Here is a 17,254-nt window from a genome sequence, read left to right as displayed (position 1 = left end):
GGACGTGCCCGTCGGTCCACTTATGACCGGCCTCGCAATCGTTGTCACCATCGTGGTTAGCGTAAGCACGGGAATTTCATCAAATATTGCATTGGCCGTTCTTGCCGTGGCGTTTGGCGGGCTCCTAGTCTGGAGACTGGGCTTAGATCGCGCATTTATCTGGGCATTGCTGATTCCTTGGCAGTTCCTGCCGTTCATTAAGGCGAACATTCTCTTGAACCCATGGATTTGGATCGCTCTCCTGAGACTCCTGTCCAAGACGAAACCTCACGACTCGCGACCGCCGGCATGGACAATCGTCATGTTGGTTTTCTTGGCCCCGTCGGCATATCTAGGCTCCTCGCTTTTATTCGGAATCGATGAAACCAGCCTACTCATGTGGGTAATCCCGGCAGTAATTGTGGGCTTTAGTTTCCTCTTGCGGCCCCCTGATTCAACTCTGATGAGACGGCAGATCGTACTGGTTGGCGGCGTTTACACGCTGCTGACCATAGTCGAGTTCATAACGGATATTAGTTTTAACAACCTTTTGGCAGATGTTCCTGGGGTAAGTGACTATCTCCGAAGCTCGCGGTCCCTTGGTCCGGCGGGAAATCCTCTCTTTAGTAGTGCAGTCTTACTTGTGGTTTTTTTTGCTATTCCACGAAGCATGCGATTTGCAAATACGATGCGTGCGCTGGTCATTCTGGCCATAGTCATGACGGGCTCAAAGAGTGCACTTATCGGACTTGCCGTTGCCTTGCCGGTGGCCGTATTTTCTCTTGGTATACGGAGATCGTTTGGCCTCATCGCCAGTTCGGCACTGGGCGCAGTCCTAATTCTGACCACACTTCCAACGGCTGCAACGGCCTTGTTAGATAGATTCTCGGTCTTTGAGAACTTACAAGAGTCCGATCCTGATAGAGCCTTCACAACGGACTTTGTGTTGGGGAGTATCCTAGAAAATCCGCTGGGCGGCATCCCGATTGGCAGTGTGCTGGTTGAAAAGCAGTTGCGGAGCCCCGTAGAAAACGGCGACCGCTTTGGTATCGAATCAACTTGGTTGGCCCTGATGTCTGATGTGGGCGTATTCGTGTTCATATTGATTGCAGTATCCGTCGCGTACCGGCTGATAGAAAACTTCAAGCAATGGGAATCTGTTGGTATTTTGGCTCTCTTCGTTAGTCTGTTCTTCTGGAACGGATGGTATGGGGCTTGGGTTATAATTCCGCTTTGGTCTTGTCTTGTCTTCTCTAACTCTGCATCTGAAAATTCCTCGGCCGTGCCAGGGCCGTACCCTGTCGGCAGGACCGCACTACCGATCGGATCACGGTGATGCTCTGGCGGGCTTCGATCGCCGGTGCCCTGCTCCTTATACTGGGTCGCGTTTTCGGCTTTGCCAGGGAGTTTATGCTGGCCCGCGAGGTTGGACCTACTGCCGAGATGGCAAGTTACGTTCTTGCCTCCACGGTCCTTCTAGCCGTTGCTGGCCTAGTTTCTGGGGTCGCATCGGCCCTCGTGATACGAAACTCGGGATCTGTCAAGACAATTGGCGTTATTGGCTTCGTTGCAAGTGGGCTCCCGTTAGTCGGCGTGACATTCATGCTCTGGCTAAGCGACCAGGGAAGCGCGATTGTTTTCCTTCTGTTTGCGCTTTCCGTGCCTATGTACGCTATTTATGGCGTTGCCAACGGTCGGTTGATGCGAGCCGGGAGAAGTTTTCTTGGGATGCTAGCCTCGGCCATTCCGGCTTTCCTTAGTTTTGTCTTTTTGGCGCTCCCCATAGGAAATTTCTTGGAAAGAGCGGCATGGGGCAATTTAGTCGGGGCAATTGTTATGGCATTTGTCACAAGCCAGTTTTCCCGACACATTCTCGACCAGTCACCCGTTGTTCCTGTAGGGAAAGTCGTTGTTCAAGCGATAGCAATATTTGCTGTTTCTGCGATAAATATCGCATCTCCGATAATTGATAGATTTTTTGCCAACGCTTTCGGCCCAGAGGAACTAGTGCTCCTGAACCTCGGGGCGATTCTTTATATCGGGGCGGTGACTTCGCTTGGCATGGCGATGGGTAATGCGGCAGTCAGCCGGGCGAGCGTCAACGGGAATGAATTTTCGACCGGAGCGATCACGACGATTCCCCTGATCGTTGGGGCTGCCTTCTTTGGCGTCACTCCGATTTTCGTAAGTATGGTTTTGGCTGGAGGTGGCTATGGCGAGAATGGGTCCGGAGTACTAACGGCCGTCTGCTTTGTCTACGCAATTTCTACGCCATGCGCCATACTCAATCAGGTGTATATGCGTCTGTGGAATAGAGTTGCGCCCGCTCGATCTATGATTGTTATTGCTGTCTTACTGCTTGTTCTCAATGTGGCGGGCAATTGGTTCTTCGTTTTGAAGTTTGGAGTTGTGGGTATCGCTGTGTCGACGCTTTTTGTGCAGGTCATACAATCCATTGTTTTAGGAGTTCTTCGAAAGAACCGTACCCCGGTTCTCATGGTTGTGCTTTGCACGACAGTGGCTGGGGGTGTTCTGATTGCCACGTCCTAACGGCGGCTGGGACTTCATCAGCGACGCATTTTATCCCGACTGGGTAGGCGGGCTCCAACGTTATGCCTCGGAGTTAGCGACGACAATTTCAGGAAGTGAAGGGCCAGTAACGATCCAGACAAGGATATGGTCTGATTCTGGCAGGAGTTTGTTGGCGGACTCACTTCCGAAAATTGGGGTACGCGAGTTATTCCCAAAGCTGCCCCGGCGAATAAGGGGTTCGCTGATTACTTCACTGTCATTGCTGAATTTGCCTTTGCATAAATTACTGGTGGGAAGCGTTCGGGTAGCTCACACTTCGATCATGGGCAATCTTTTTTTTGCCCGCAGGAGTGATGCGCTGCAGGTTTATGTTTTCCATGCGAGCCCCGCGCTGGAGCTTCGGACGAAAGCCGTGCAATCGGACTCCTTTAATCTTCCCGTGCGTTTTCGCGTATGGGTCCTGCGTGAGCTCGAGCGGAGATGCCTTAGCAAGGCAGATTCTGTTGTAGTCCTAAGTGAGTTCTCAAAGAGAATTCTGCTGCAGGAGTATTCATGGTTAGAGGAGTCAGACATCACCGTCCTCCCTGGCGGTTCGGACGTCGCCGGTATTGATGCGAAAACGCGCCGGCCGGGTACTAGTAAGAGGCTGATCGCGTTGCGTCGACTTGAATGGAGGACGGGCGTCGACCTGCTATTGCAGGCATTTTCCGACTCGGGAATTGCAGAACAGGGATGGGAGCTCGACGTAATTGGATCGGGTTCACTGGCTGACGAGCTCCAAGAACGTTCAAAAAGTCTTGGAATTGACGCAGCGGTGACATTTCATGGCCTCGTTTCGGAAGAAGGGAAGTCGGATTTGCTGTCGAAGGCCCAATTGTTTGTGCTTCCCACCAGAGCCTTTGAAGGTTTCGGATTGGCTACGGTTGAGGCCATGGCCCACGGTTTGGTACCAATTGTGACTTCTGCAGGTGCGTCTCCGGAGATAGTTGGAGACATTGACCCCGAATTGGTCTGTGAACCGACTGTGAGTAGTCTGACAACCGCATTGCAACTCTGGACTAGCATTGAATACCAAGACAAGATTGCAGAGGTCAGTACGAGGTCATCGAAAGTAGCTGCTGCTTATGATTGGTCAAGCGTCGGGGCCCGATATCTCGAACTTGTCGACACCCTAGCGGCTAAGAAAATGGGCTAGCCCTCCGGCTTCGCTGGTTCCGGCGCTGAAGAGAGACCAAGAAGCCCTCTAACTCAGAGGTTTCCAAGTTTACTCGTCGCCGCCACATCCTCGTCATCGCGAAAGAAGTGTCTCCCGTTTACGCGCTCTTCAAGGTTCGTGGGGAAATGGATTCCTGGATGAGTGTCATGCCGCCGTCCGGGCGGCACTTCTCATGAGAATAACTGATTTGTAATTGCCGGCGTTCCGGTAGCCGCGTGCGGTGCGTTTGATGTGCTTGATGCCGGTGTTGTTGGCTTCGACCTTGCCGGTGGTGCCGCCGGTGACGATGAGGACTTCGATCTCGTTCCACCAGCGGCAGATCGTGCGGTAGAGCTTGTTTGTCTCGGGCCGTGCGGCCGCTTCCACGAGGACCTTGAGGTCCTCTTTCGCCGCTGCCGCGTCGGCCAGGGAATTGGTGCGCAGCAGAACCCTGAGCTGTTCCTTGACTTTCCACACGGCTTGCAGCTTGCCTGTCGGGTCGTCGGCGGCGAAGACCTCAGCCAGCCGGTGTGCTGCCTTGTCGGAGAGCGTGTCACCGGCCCGAAGGAGCAGCATCCGGTGGGCCCAGGCCTTGTCCACGCCTCGGCCGCGGCGGCCCTTGACCTGCTGGGACAAGTTCTGCCTGGCCTCGGTCATGGCCTGGTTGCCGAGGGAGACCAGATGGAAATGATCGACCGCGACAGCGGTGCGTGGGAGCCACATCCTCAACGCTTTCCGGAACGCAGCTGACGGGTCGATCGCGACGACCTGCACGCCCAGACGCCACTCGAGCGGCCGGGCGAAGAGCCAGTCCCCGACGCCCTTGTGGTCCCGACCGTCGACCACGCCCAGAACCTGCCCGGTGTCCAGGTCCACGATGGTCGTCATCCACGGCTCGTGCCGGATCCAGGACGTGGATTCAGGGTCTCGGAAGAATCGCACGGATCGGAATCGGTGGTCATCGATGCCCAGCATCCGGGGTCTGAGCTCGTCCACCTCGGGCAGGGTGAGGAAGCAGGCTTCGGTCAGCGCGGCACGGACCAGCCACCAGGAAACCGCGAACGCGGCGGCGGTCTCGGACACGGCGCGGCCGGAGTTGATGACTGCGTCAACGACGTGGTCCCGGAGCCGGCCGGTGGAGCGGGCACGGCGCGGGACCTGGGCGGTGGATTCAAAGAACGAGAGCCGCGGGCAGGCCGGCTCCTCGCAGTGCCAGCGGTACTTGGACCAGAGGACCTCCACGGCGCCGGCGACGGGAATGTCGCGGATCCGCTGGAAGCGGCGTTCCTTCCGCCGCGTCGCCACGACACCGCAGCTGGGACAGCGCGGTGGCTGATCGGTTTCGACAATGACCTGGCGCCGACCATCGTCCAGGATGGTGGCGGCGATAACGCGGTAGTCGGGCAGGTTGAAGATGCTGGTGGCAGCGTCGGCCGCCGCACCGGTAGGCTCAATCAAGGCTCGTGGTCCTGTTCCTGGTTGAATGCTAGACACACTCATCCCAGCAGGGCCACGGGCCCCTTTTTGCTATGACACGAAATCAATTCCCCACGAACCACGAAGAGCCGACAAAGCCGCCGGACTCAGGCCACCACGGGATGAACCGGCCGAACACGGCGGATACGTGCGCGGCGCCGAATACTACGCAGGTGGTGCCAAGTGAGCGGGATCGATATCGAAACCAAACGCAAGCTCCGTGAAAATGGGTGCCGCCCCGATGCTGGAGGCGCTCGAGGCTCAGGACGAGACGCTCGTGCTCGGCATGGCCTTCGAGGAACGACTGCGACTGATCGTTGACGAGGCCCACTCCGGGTTCAACCACGACAAGGTTGAGGGACTGATCCGGCGCGCCGGGCTACGCTACCCGGGCGCGGATCTGCGCCGACTCGACCTCGTGGACGAGCGTGGTCTGGACCGGAACGTGATCGCCCAGCTCGGCACGTGCTCGTTCATCGAACGGCAGCAGAACGTCGTGTTCCAGGGATTCACCGGATCCGGGAAGTCGTACCTGGGGTGCGCGCTGGCCAAGCAAGCCTGCCAGCACCGGATCCGGGCCCACTACGTCCGCATGCCCGACCTTGAGGAAGCCTGGGCGCTGGCGAAGGACAAGCCACAGGGACAAACCAAATTCCTGAACAAGTACGCGGCCTTCACCCTCCTCGTGATCGACGAATGGCTTCTCGACCACCCCGACGAGGGCATGCGCAGCATGCTGCTGGAACTGCTGGAGCGCCGGTACGACACAGCATCGACCGTGTTCTGCACCCAGTACGCCAAGAAGGACTGGCACCAGCGGCTCGGCTCCGGGGTCCACGCCGATGCGATCATGGACCGCATCGTGCACAACACCATCTGGGTCGATACCGGCAACCACAACATGCGCGAACACGCCACCATGAAGCAGTAAGAAAACGTCGGTGGGGGCCGGTGGCCCCCACAACCTCGGCCACTGGCCCCCACCGGCAATATCAATGGCCCCGAAAGGCAATATCGGGTGGCCTCCAAACCTTCAAATACTCATCAGGAGAAGTGCCGTCCGGATGGCGGCATGAAACTCATCCGGGAATCCCGTTCCTCATAAACCTTGAAGGGCCTTCGAACGTGACGCGCCAGCCAACTGGGACGACGCCGAAGAACGGATACTAAAAGAGCGGTCCAGGACCAATCAGTCCCGGACCGCTAACCCTTGCCCTCTTGGCAAGAACCCCTACTTATCAGCTGCAGCGGTGTTTAGGGGCAGACAGCCAGAGTGACTGGCCGCGTGCAACCAGTCATCGCCAGACACCTTTTGTGTCTATGACGATCTTCTCGTTTAACAGGTTCCTCGCGAAATCTTTGTTTTGGGTGTGGTCCACCAACAGTACGACGATGTCCGCATCATCAACAGCAGAATGCAGGTCGCGGAGCGACACGTTGGGTAGCGCCTCTAGTTCCGGCGGCAGCTTCTGCACATGGGGTTCGACTGCAAAGATGGATGCAGTCGGCAGCTTCAGTGCTAAGTCGTTTACGATTTCTCGTGCCGGGGACTCCCGGAGATCGTCGATGTCTGGTTTGAAAGCCAGCCCCAGAACGGCAATTCGGGGTTCCAGGAACCTTTGTGCTTTGTCCATGACTCGTTTGGTTACATATGCCGGTTTTGAATCATTGACTTGTCGCGCCGCACGTATCAAGTTGGCCCGTTCAGGTGCTGCCGCGACAATGAACCACGGGTCCACTGCAATGCAATGGCCTCCAACGCCAGGGCCGGGCTGGAGGATATTCACGCGCGGATGGTGGTTGGCCAGTTCAATTAACCTCCAGACATCTATGTTCAAGTCATCTGAAATCATTGACAATTCGTTAGCAAATGCAATGTTCACATCACGATATGAATTTTCGACCAACTTTGCCATTTCGGCCGTCAAGGAATCCGTGAGATGGATGGCACCTTTGCAGAACCGGCTATACAGTTCCTTAGCCCTTTGCGACGACTCTCCATTGAGCCCGCCGATGATTCTGTCATTTGTCACCAGTTCAATCATTACGCGGCCGGGGAGCACGCGTTCGGGGCAGTGCGCCACGTATATCGACTCGGCCCGATTGGGCTCCAGCGTGAGATCTGGTCGTAGGCGAAGGATCAGGTCACTCATCATCCGCGTTGCTCCCGGGGGCGATGTGGACTCAAGAACAATGAGTTCACCGCCCTTCAGGACGGGGGCAATTGACTCTGCAGCAGCCCGGATATAACTCAAATCTGCCTCGTGGTGATCGCCGAACGGCGTCGGAACCGCAACGATGAAGGCGTCGGCGGAAGGCGTCAATGTCGTGGCCTGGAGCCGCCCCTGCTGGACCGCCCCGGCCACATGTACCTCGAGATCCGGCTCTACAAAGGGGACTGCCCCGCGGTTGACGGCTTCGACGGTGTTTGAGTTCACGTCGACGCCGGTGACGTCAAGACCGTGAGTGGCAAGTATCGCTGCGGTGGGCAAACCTATGTATCCTAGGCCCACGACTACTACTGACTGAATTGCAGTCATATTAATTATTGTCCTTCACTGAAACAACATCCACGGGGTGCTCCGGATTCGAAACCGCGCGCAATCTATCTGACTCGAAGTCTGCCATACGCTTGCCAACGCCGAACAATTCAGCGATCGCTGCCACTGTTCGTTCCGCTGCGCGCCCGTCTCCATAGGGATTGACCGCATTCGCCATTTGCGAGAAGGCTTGAGAGTTGTTAAAGAGAGTGGCGACTTCACGGACAATATTCTGGGGGTCCGTGCCGATCAGTTTCACTGTACCGGCGTGAACAGCTTCGGGACGTTCTGTGTTTTCTCGCATGACGAGAACTGGCTTACCCAGGCTAGGGGCTTCCTCTTGCACCCCCCCCGAGTCAGTGAGAACAATAGTGGACATTGCCATCAATCGGGTAAATTCGCCATAGCTGAGCGGCTCCGTCACGATCACGTTAGTCAGCCCTTCCAGCGGCGGTAGAACGGCTTCGCGAACGATTGGGTTCTTGTGGACCGGCAAGACAATCGTGACGGCGGGCTCTCTACGGGCGATTTCCGCGATGGCCTGGCCGACCCCTCTCATCGCGTCACCTTGGTTCTCGCGTCGATGAGTCGTTACGAGAAGGATCTTGCTATCCGGGGCCGAGAGTTGTTCGAGGCGTAGGTCTTCGAAGAGGACCTTTTTATCCAAGGTGGCAAGCAATGCGTCGATCACGGTGTTTCCCGTTACAACGACATCGAAGGGGCTGATCCCTTCGCGGATGAGATTATCTTTGCTCAGCGCTGTCGGCGCTAGGTGCAACTTCGTAATCTGAGAGGTGACTTTCCTATTTCCCTCTTCAGGGAAAGGGGAAGCAATGTCGCCGCTCCGCAGACCTGCCTCCACATGAATTACGGGAATACCGTGATTGAAAGCCGCGATGGCGCCGGCCGTTGAGGTTGTGGTGTCCCCCTGAACCACGACGGCGTCAGGCCTGTGGATCGAAAGGATGTTGTCAATGCCATCAAGCGTGCGCGCCATGATGCCGTTGAGGGACTGCTTTGCTTTGTGAATATTGAGATCAAAATCAGGAATTACTCCGAAGAGTTCGTTGACTTGGTCTAGCATCATGCGATGCTGTCCGGTTACTGCCACAAGGCACTCGAAGTGAGCAGATGAGCGCAAAGCGCTGACAATCGGCACCATCTTAATGGCTTCAGGCCGAGTGCCATATATGGGCATGATTGTTAGCATTGATCCCCCTGGACCGCTCGTGGCTCGTCAGCGACAACCCTACCAATCCCTCTCTGAATGTCGGACATTGTTAAAATGTGTTGATTATCTCCACGTTCTGCGGCACGTGGCCCGACCCGTCGGAGGTAGCGCTATGCTCTTGATCGAGCGGGAGACCGGGGTTCGCTGGCAGAAAGTGGCATGTGTGGCCTGGAGTAGAAGGCGTCGCCGCGCGTGAAGGGTCGACGGATACCGATGGCATCGAGATGCTGCCCGTGCCCATTTCCTTTGGTATCGAGTCTTCGATGCTGAATAGTGTCCGCTGACGATCCAGGCGGACCTTAACATCACGTTCTTGAACTCCTGCTTACTCACGCGCGCGGGAAGTTCGGCCTTGGCCGGGGTCTCGGATCACTAAGTCACCGGGAAAACGCAGGCATTGGCGGCAAGATGCCCGGCGAAAGTTGGATCTGGGCCTCTTTTCTGCGGTCTTGATGCCGACTGTCTCGGCATGGACATCAAGACCGTAGCTTCGGGTCGCAATCGAGGAGTTTTCGACTTCGTCGGGCACGGTGGTTCGGTTGTCGTTGAGGTGCCTAATTTTCGTCGCAATGCGGAGGGCAGCAAGTTCGACAGCAGAGCCGCAGTCTCCGCCACGGCTAGTGACAGTGCGCGCCGACGGTTTGTGGCTGGTTGGCGATCACCATCGCTGCGTTCACGGCTGCAGCCCGGGGATTATCTGGCAGCGGTGCCTGGTCCCGAGGCGACGATTATCCAAGACCCGGCCGCCGGTGGCACTCAACGCGACGGGGTGAGGCCGGGCGTTGCCGACACCGAGTCCGGTGTTCATCTCCTATCCTCAGTCCGGCCGAGACTTTGTTGTGCCTTTGTCACCAGTCAACATGTGCCTCCGAACCGGCAGCAACGCCTCCTATCGTAAATAACAGGGCGAGAACTTCCTGTCCGGTCCAGCGAGCGTGTCCCCGCCGATCTGGGGCTCAATAATCTTGCGGTATGCGGTATGCGGTATGCGGTATGCGGTATGCGGTATGCGGTATGCGGTATGCGGTATGCGGTATGCGGTATGCGGTATGTGGCACAAGTCGTGCCTGAGATTCTTTCGCGCTGGAAGGCGACTCGAGGGCCTTCTGAACATAATCCGAGGCGGCCGGCTAGCGGGTATCCAGATCCTCAAACACCAAAAACGTCTGCGTGTCCAGCACACCGGGCATGGACTGCAGTTGGTCGAAGATCACCCGGCGCAGATCGATATTGTCCACGGCACGTACGAGCAGGATGACATCGAAGTCCCCGCCCACCAGGGCGACGTGGTGCACCTCCGGGATGGCACGCAGCAACTCGCGGAGCTCCCGCCAGGAATGCTGCCGCACCTTTAAGGTCACATAGGCAGACGACTTCAGGCCGGCCTTGATCGGATCCACCAGTGCCGTGAACTTGGTCAGCACACCCTCGCCAGTCAGCCGGGCAATCCGTGTGTAGGCGTGGGCGCGTGAGATGTGGACATTCTCCGCGACCTGCGTGACGGACATCCGGCCGTCCCGGGTCAGCTCGGCAATGATGTTCCGGTCCACATCATCCAGCGGCACCGCCGTCTGGTCCGCGTCGGCTTCTGCCATTTGTCCACAACCCCCGCCGGTAATCCAGCTCACACTTACGATTCGTCTTCCAGACTAGGACATTTATTTGGTCTTCTCCATGATTCTCAACGGAGCTGGATACGAAACATCGTCCAGCGCCATACTTGAAAGGAATAGTGGCTACAGAAGGACGGACCCATGACGATCTCCGCAGACCACACTGCGCAGCACCCGGCGGCCGGGAACCAGACACCCGGCGCTGCGGCACCGGGCAATGCGCCGGAAGACGCCGCCAGCGAGGCGGTCCGCAAATTCGGCATCACGGTCGAGGACTACATGCTGCCGGCCCGGCACCAGATCCAGATGGTGGGCCCGGACGGCACCCTGAACCCGCGCACCGAGCAGGGCGCCCAGCCCGGTCACGAATACACTCTCCCCGGCGATGAGGAACTGCTGGCCGCCTACGAGCAGCTGGTCGTCGGACGCCGCGTCAATGACCAGAACTCCGCCCTGGTCCGGCAGGGCCGCATGGCCGTCTACCCCTCCAGCCACGGCCAGGAGGCCTGCCAGGTCGCCGCCGCACTCTGCCTGGCCGACAGCGACTGGATGTTCCCCACCTACCGCGACTCCGTGGCCGTGATGGCCCGCGGCGTGGATCCCGTCCAGACCATGACGCTCTTCCGCGGCGACTGGCACGGCGGCTACGACCCCGCCAAGCACAAGGTCGGCATCCAGTGCACGCCGCTGACCACCCAGCTGCTGCACGGCGTCGGCGTGGCCCACGCCGCCAAACTGCGCGGCGAGGACACCGTCGTCCTGGCCATGTGCGGCGACGGCGCCACGAGTGAGGGCGACTTCCACGAGGCCCTGAACTTCGCCGCGGTGTTCCACCTGCCGGTCGTGTTCTTCGTCCAGAACAACCAGTACGCGATCTCCGTGCCGCTGGCGCACCAGTCCGTCGCGCCGTCGCTCGCCCACAAGGCCGTGGGCTACGGCATGGCCGGCGAACGCGTGGACGGCAACGACATCGTCGCCCTCCTCGCCGTGCTGGGTCGCGCCGTCCGGCTCGCCCGCGAAGGCTCCGGACCGCTGCTGGTGGAGGCCCACACCTACCGGATGCAGGCCCACACCAACGCCGACGACGCCACCCGCTACCGCCAGGACAGCGAAGTCGCCGAATGGGTGGCCAAGGACCCGCTGAGCCGGATGAAGACCTACCTCACGGAGCGCGGACTGCTTGACGAGAACCGCGCCGCCGGGATCGCCGAAAAGGCCGAAGCCGTGGCCACCCAGCTCCGCGAAGGCCTGGGCGAGGACGTCCCCGTGGAACCGCAGGACCTCTTCAAATACGTCTTCTCCACCCCCACGCCCCAGCTCCAGGAACAGTCCGCCCTGCTCGCCGACGAACTCGCCCGCGACGCCGCAACCAATACGGAGGCCGTGAAATGAGCCCCACCATCACCACCTCGTCCGAGGCGAACGGCAACGTCAGCGCCGCCACCGCCCGCGCGGCCGCCAGCGCAGCCGCCGCGTCCGAGCAAAAGGCAGCGCAGACCGGCCCGCAGATTATCACCCTCGCCAAGGCCCTGAACACCGCCATGGCCGACGCCATGCACGCGGACCCCTCGGTCCTGGTCTTCGGCGAGGACGTCGGCATGCTCGGCGGCGTCTTCCGGATCACTGACGGGCTCACCAAGACCTTCGGCCAGAGCCGCTGCTTCGACACCCCGCTCGCCGAGTCCGGCATCGTCGGCATGGCCGTCGGCATGGCCATGAACGGCATGCGCCCGGTCATCGAGATGCAGTTCGACGCCTTCGCCTACCCGGCCTTTGAACAGATCGTCAGCCACGTCGCCAAGATGCACAACCGCACTAAGGGCGCCGTGAAGCTGCCGATGGTCATCCGGGTCCCGTACGCCGGCGGGATCGGGGGAGTGGAGCACCACTGCGACTCCTCCGAGGCCTACTACGCCCACACCGCCGGCCTGAAGGTCTTCACCCCGGCCACCGTCGCGGACGGCTACCGGATGCTCCGCGAGGCCATCGACTCCGACGATCCCGTGATGTTCATGGAGCCCAAGAAGCTCTACTGGTCCAAGGACCAGGTGGACCTGGCCGCCCTGCGCGCCGAACATTCGGAGAACACCGAACGCGGCACGTCCTCCGAGGGCCGCGCCGCCGTGGCCCGCCCCGGCACCGACGCGACACTGATCGCGTACGGGCCGTCCGTCCCCACCGCACTGGCAGCGGCAGCGGCGGCCGCCGAGGAGGGCCGCTCGCTCGAAGTAATCGACGTCCGCTCGATCGTGCCGTTCGACGACGAGACCGTCTGTGCCTCGGTCCGCAAGACCGGCCGCGCCGTGGTCATCGCCGAGGCCCACGGCTTCGCCTCCGTGTCCTCCGAGATCGTCGCCCGGGTCCAGGAACGCTGTTTCCACCACCTGGCCGCGCCGATCCGCCGCGTCACCGGATTCGACGTCCCGTACCCGGCGCCGAAACTCGAGCACTACTACCTGCCCGGCGTGGACCGCATCCTCGACGCCGTAGACGACCTCCAGTGGGAAGACTGACCATGAGCGAACCGAAAGTATTCCTCCTCCCGGACCTGGGCGAGGGCCTCACCGAAGCCGAACTCGTGAACTGGCTCGTGGCCGTGGGCGACGAAATCCGCGTCGACCAGCCGATCGCCGAGGTCGAGACGGCCAAGTCCATGGTGGAGGTGCCCTCCCCGTACGCCGGCACCGTCGCCGTGCTGCACGGCGAACCGGGCCAGACCCTCGACGTCGGCAAACCGCTGATCTCCGTTACGCCGGCCGGTGCCACAGCGGTTGCGCCGGCCGCCGCCCCGGCGGTTGAGCCTGCCGAAACTGCTGAAGTTGCGGCCGAAGTGTACCGCGAGGAAGAGAAAGCCGGGTCCGGCAATGTCCTGATCGGGTACGGGACTCCGGGCGGGCACGGCGTGGCCAGGCGGACCCGGCCCCGGAAGTCTGCGGCCGGGACCGCGGTGGCCGAGCCGACGGCCCCGGTGTCTGCGGCTGAGAAGGCCGCGGATGACCTGGTGCTGATGCGGACCCGGGTGCCCGGGAAGCTGGGGGCTGTGATTTCCCCGCTGGTCCGAAGGATGGCCCGCGACCATGGCGTTGATCTGGGCGAACTCCAGGGGTCCGGGGCCAGCGGGCTCATCATGCGGCGCGATGTCGAGGCGGTCATCAAGCCCTCGGTGCTTGAACGCCCGGTAGCTGCGCCGGTCGAAACCACGCCGGTACCACCGATCACCGGCGCCGGCGCCGGTGACACCGACACCCGCACCGGACTGGGCATCACCGGGCGCACCGCCGTCCGCGGCGTCCGGAAGGCCGTCGCGGCGAACATGACGCGCAGCCGGTCGGAGATCCCGGAAGCCACCGTGTGGGTGGATGTGGACGCCACCGCTCTCGTGGAGATGCGTGCTGCGCTGAAGAAGGCCGACCCGCACCACACCCCGGGCCTGCTGGCGTTCATCGCACGCTTCGTCACCGCCGGGCTGAAGAAGTTCCCGGAACTGAACACCCGGATCGTCACCACCGAGGACACCAGCGGCGGGTCATCCCAGGAGATTGTCGCCTTCGACGGTGTCAACCTCGGCTTCGCGGCCCAAACCGACCGCGGCCTGATGGTGCCCTCAGTACGCAACGCGGACAAACTCAGCGCCCGCGAACTGGATGCCGAAATCCGCCGGCTCACCGCCGTGGTCCGCGACGGCAAGGCCAGCCCCGCGGAACTGGGCAGCGGCACCTTCACGCTGAACAACTACGGCGTGTTCGGGGTGGACGGCTCCGCCGCCATCATCAACCACCCCGAAGTCGGAATCCTCGGCGTCGGGCGCATCATCGACAAGCCCTGGGTGGTCAACGGCGAACTGGCCGTCCGCAAGGTCACCGAACTGACCCTCACTTTCGACCACCGCGTCTGCGACGGCGGAACCGCTGGCGGCTTCCTGCGCTACGTGGCCGACGCTATCGAGAATCCGGGGTCGGTGATGGCTGATATGTGAGTTAAGGCAATGCCCCTAATTCGCAGTTTAGGGGGAAGCCATTTGTCAATGACCCATGCGCGGCGTCAGCCTGGGGCAGAATTCCCAAGCCCGTCGTTGTTGAGCCCTGACAGCGCAACGGATGGGACCCGGAAAACTTAAACTGCGTTTCTAGTTCGGCAAGGCCGTTCTATTTTGCGATTCCTGTCTGGAATGGACTGCGCGAGCTGAGATTACCCCAAGTCGCCATTCTGGACAGCGGCCTGTTGGAGATCGATTCGCTTAGTGATGAGTCGCTCGCGGACGATGGATTCGCCTAGTGCACGGCAGGCCTCGGCATATGCTTCTTCCAGGCTGACTTCCATTATTTTGGTTTCCATCCCGTTGGTGTGATGTTGCCTGATTCTTTTACGAACAGCGATGGCCCTTGTCCACTATCCGTTCGAAGAAACAGCGAGCCTTGGGGCGCGGCGACGGTCCCTTCGGGGTTGCCGGTGCCGGCCAGTATGCTCACGGTTTTTCCTTGGATCGACGTGATTGCTCCTGCTGCTGAAACTGTGAAGATGGGGTTGATAGTATTGCGTATTTCCAGCGCATTGCCGAGACCATCCTGCCGAATCTGGAGACAAGGGCCTGTTCCGAAATTCACAATTTTGAGTGCGGCGCCCAAACCCGATCCCGACTTCACGATGTCCATAGTGTCACCGTTGTATGTTCCCGCTGTTTGTACCGAAAATGCCTTGGCTGCCGTGTGAATGACTGTGAGCGTCTTGGGTCCAGCAAGGCGCACGACAAGGTCCTTGTCCAGCCTAAATATGGCGTTATTGTGGTCACGCAGTAGAAGGTAGTCTCCAATACCGTCTGATCCAGGATTGAGCACATCATTCCGCGTGTTGTTGATCTCTATAGCTGGCTTCGCGCCGGTGTTATCGATAATTACTGCCCGCTCGACAGAGGAATATTGGTGAATTACTAAGGCGGACTTAGCTCCGGGGTAGTTATGGATGTCCAACCCGTATGTCTGGCCGGGCGACACCTGATTACCCGTTCCATCTCCTCGGTGATCGATATTGAGTATTGAACCCTTCGCGGACTGATTATCATTGAAGTTGAGCCGACGCCCAACATTTTGAAATGTGTCCCCAGCATCTCTGGTAGCGCAGACGAATGCTTCGATAGGATCGGCGGCTGCGGCCGGCTGAATCGACGCAGCCACAAAACCAACGCTAGCGGCGGCGGTTCCCCACCTGAGAAAATTGAGTCTGCTTGGCTCGCTTGACGGTTTGGGTATCGCGGTATCATTTTTCATTCCTACATTCCCCAACCGAACGTCACGTAGGCCGTGGCTTCTCCAGGCGTAGTGCCCGAGCTATCCTGAATCGAAATTTCGACTTCGGTATCAGCAGGAAGCACCGTCGAAAGGAGGTACTCGGATGATTCCCTTCGGTCTGTTCCCCCTCGAACATTGACCAAGGTAGTAGTCATGATCACTGCCAGTGTGTCTTTGCGAATCACCCGGAGACGGGACTTGCCAGAAAGCGACCTAACACCGGCGCCGAAGATGAATAGTTGTCGCCCGCGCAGCGGCGCCTTGGTATATCCGAGGACGTAGGAACCCGCCGCGCCGTATGCGCCGCGCCCTGAGATCGTCTCCCATCCGTAGGTCATGGGTGCCGTATCGGGCGGGGGTATTGGAGCTGCGCCACGCGACATTTGCGCCTTGAATTGCCGGTCGCGTGCCCCGTTCTGGTCAAGACCACGAGTACCGAACCACAGCACATCGTCGTGGAGCTCCGCTTGCCCAATGGCTACCGGAGCACTATAGGGCTGTCCTGCCGCCGGTATTGTCCCCACCTCCCAGACGGTGGCGCCTTCATCGGTGACGGCGTAGAGGTGCATGGCGCGGTCTAGCGGGGCCCCTTCCTGTTCGGCTGAACCGCACAGGAGCCACGTCGTCCCGTCCAGAGATGCCTTGACAGTGCCCCAGCCACCCGATGAAAGCCGATAAATTGCCTCAACTTTTGGGATGGATTTACCGATCTCGGAACGGGCCATTCTCATAAGATAGCTGCCCCCGGCTTGGTCTTCACCCCATGCAATGTAGTTCGGAAACCACATGATGTTAATAACCGATCCCCAATTGGAGAGACCTTGGGCAGCCAGCATTCGCCTGTCCAAGACGACCTCCAGCCCGCCGCCATCTGCCGTGATCCTATAGATACCGGCTGCGGAATCTTCATCCCCTACCATGACATAAACGCGCCCACTTATCGCGTCGTATTGAACCCCGTGGATATGCCGTATGGACTGAGGGGAGGACGACGATGGCCCAGGAAAGGAATAGAACAATTGAAACGAAATACCGTCGTCGACTGATCGGTACACATTGACCACCGAAAAACTGCTGTCATTAGTGTGGTATTCACCAAAATAGACGTAGCCGGATGTCGGGTCCTGACACCATGATTGTGAAGTTAACATGATTGCCAAGTTCCGAAATGTAAAGCCAGTGTTTGCCCATGTCGCGCCATCGTCTAAAGATCGAAATATATCGAGTGGATCATTGTTTCGGACTGTTAATAAGACACCGGAGGCAAGCTTGAGAAAGCAACCACGAAATCCAAGTTCGCTGCTAAAATTGGACGTCCTCACTACCCAAGTTGCCCCGCCGTCTGAAGATTTTCGAACCGTGCCATCTCTACCCTGCGCATAGACCACGTCTCCTTGCGCCCA

Annotated in this window: 12 protein-coding genes and 1 pseudogene; 7 read left to right on the top strand and 6 right to left on the bottom strand. The window is 59.4% G+C overall.

Going from position 1 to position 17,254, the window contains the following annotated elements; translation table 11 throughout:
- The first annotated feature begins 22 nt into the window (after nucleotides 1–22).
- The 3 genes from J2X01_RS12250 (at nucleotide 23) to J2X01_RS12240 (ending at nucleotide 3,706) form a co-directional block, all read left to right on the top strand.
- The gene (locus tag J2X01_RS12250) at nucleotides 23–1,315 is read left to right on the top strand and encodes an O-antigen ligase family protein (protein ID WP_310057461.1); all 1,293 of its coding nucleotides are present in this window, start codon (nucleotides 23–25) and stop codon (nucleotides 1,313–1,315) included.
- Nucleotides 1,316–1,572: 257 nt separating this feature from the next.
- Nucleotides 1,573–2,529 carry an MATE family efflux transporter gene (locus J2X01_RS12245; protein ID WP_310057459.1) on the top strand — a complete coding sequence of 319 codons (957 nt, stop codon included), beginning with the start codon at nucleotides 1,573–1,575 and terminating at the stop codon, nucleotides 2,527–2,529.
- Nucleotides 2,516–3,706, top strand: coding sequence for a glycosyltransferase family 4 protein (locus tag J2X01_RS12240; protein WP_374724969.1), 1,191 nt, complete (start codon nucleotides 2,516–2,518; stop codon nucleotides 3,704–3,706). The genes J2X01_RS12245 and J2X01_RS12240 overlap by 14 nt, the downstream gene beginning before the upstream one ends.
- Before the next feature lie 165 nt (nucleotides 3,707–3,871).
- Here J2X01_RS12240 and J2X01_RS12235 read toward each other — a convergent pair whose 3' ends face one another.
- Nucleotides 3,872–5,164 (bottom strand): ISL3 family transposase, encoded by a 1,293-nt coding sequence (locus tag J2X01_RS12235; protein ID WP_310057455.1) that lies wholly within the window; start codon nucleotides 5,162–5,164, stop codon nucleotides 3,872–3,874.
- A 201-nt stretch (nucleotides 5,165–5,365) separates the two neighbouring features.
- On the opposite strand from J2X01_RS12235, the pseudogene J2X01_RS12230 reads away from it, so the two are divergent.
- A pseudogene (locus J2X01_RS12230) lies at nucleotides 5,366–6,113 on the top strand (ATP-binding protein).
- 364 nt (nucleotides 6,114–6,477) lie between these two features.
- On the opposite strand, the gene wecC reads toward J2X01_RS12230, so the two are convergent.
- The 3 genes from wecC to J2X01_RS12215 all read right to left on the bottom strand — a co-directional run bounded on the left by wecC (nucleotide 6,478) and on the right by J2X01_RS12215 (nucleotide 10,548).
- Nucleotides 6,478–7,722, bottom strand: coding sequence for a UDP-N-acetyl-D-mannosamine dehydrogenase (gene wecC / locus J2X01_RS12225; protein WP_310057452.1), 1,245 nt, complete (start codon nucleotides 7,720–7,722; stop codon nucleotides 6,478–6,480).
- Between the two features lies 1 nt (nucleotide 7,723).
- Nucleotides 7,724–8,932, bottom strand: a complete 1,209-nt coding sequence (wecB, locus tag J2X01_RS12220) for a non-hydrolyzing UDP-N-acetylglucosamine 2-epimerase (protein WP_310057450.1) — start codon at nucleotides 8,930–8,932, stop codon at nucleotides 7,724–7,726.
- A gap of 1,151 nt (nucleotides 8,933–10,083) precedes the next feature.
- Nucleotides 10,084–10,548 carry an Lrp/AsnC family transcriptional regulator gene (locus tag J2X01_RS12215; RefSeq protein WP_310057446.1) on the bottom strand — a complete coding sequence of 155 codons (465 nt, stop codon included), beginning with the start codon at nucleotides 10,546–10,548 and terminating at the stop codon, nucleotides 10,084–10,086.
- A gap of 159 nt (nucleotides 10,549–10,707) precedes the next feature.
- Here J2X01_RS12215 and pdhA point away from each other — a divergent pair, with 159 nt between their 5' ends.
- Genes pdhA through J2X01_RS12200 form a run of 3 tightly spaced genes read left to right on the top strand, consistent with a single transcriptional unit; the run spans nucleotide 10,708 to nucleotide 14,542 of the window.
- Nucleotides 10,708–11,958, top strand: coding sequence for a pyruvate dehydrogenase (acetyl-transferring) E1 component subunit alpha (pdhA, locus tag J2X01_RS12210; RefSeq protein ID WP_310057444.1), 1,251 nt, complete (start codon nucleotides 10,708–10,710; stop codon nucleotides 11,956–11,958).
- Nucleotides 11,955–13,079: an alpha-ketoacid dehydrogenase subunit beta gene (locus J2X01_RS12205; RefSeq protein ID WP_310057443.1), complete on the top strand. Its 1,125-nt coding sequence runs from the start codon at nucleotides 11,955–11,957 to the stop codon at nucleotides 13,077–13,079. Before pdhA ends, J2X01_RS12205 begins: the two co-directional genes overlap by 4 nt.
- A gap of 2 nt (nucleotides 13,080–13,081) precedes the next feature.
- Entirely contained in the window at nucleotides 13,082–14,542 is a 1,461-nt protein-coding gene (locus J2X01_RS12200) for a dihydrolipoamide acetyltransferase family protein (RefSeq protein ID WP_310057441.1), read from the top strand.
- A 343-nt stretch (nucleotides 14,543–14,885) separates the two neighbouring features.
- Here the strand turns inward: J2X01_RS12200 and J2X01_RS12195 are convergent, their stop codons facing one another.
- Together J2X01_RS12195 and J2X01_RS12190 are read right to left on the bottom strand one after the other, a co-directional pair.
- A complete protein-coding gene (locus J2X01_RS12195) occupies nucleotides 14,886–15,830 on the bottom strand; it encodes a hypothetical protein (protein WP_310057439.1) in 945 nt (314 codons plus the stop codon).
- 2 nt (nucleotides 15,831–15,832) lie between these two features.
- Nucleotides 15,833–17,239, bottom strand: a complete 1,407-nt coding sequence (locus J2X01_RS12190; RefSeq protein WP_310057438.1) for a beta propeller repeat protein — start codon at nucleotides 17,237–17,239, stop codon at nucleotides 15,833–15,835.
- Nucleotides 17,240–17,254 lie beyond the last annotated feature (15 nt).

The sequence above is a fragment of the Arthrobacter ginsengisoli genome (assembly GCF_031456935.1).
GTDB lineage: Bacteria > Actinomycetota > Actinomycetes > Actinomycetales > Micrococcaceae > Arthrobacter > Arthrobacter ginsengisoli.
The sequence above is the reverse complement of the archived record's forward strand: the minus strand, read 5'-3'. Positions and strand labels throughout refer to the sequence as shown.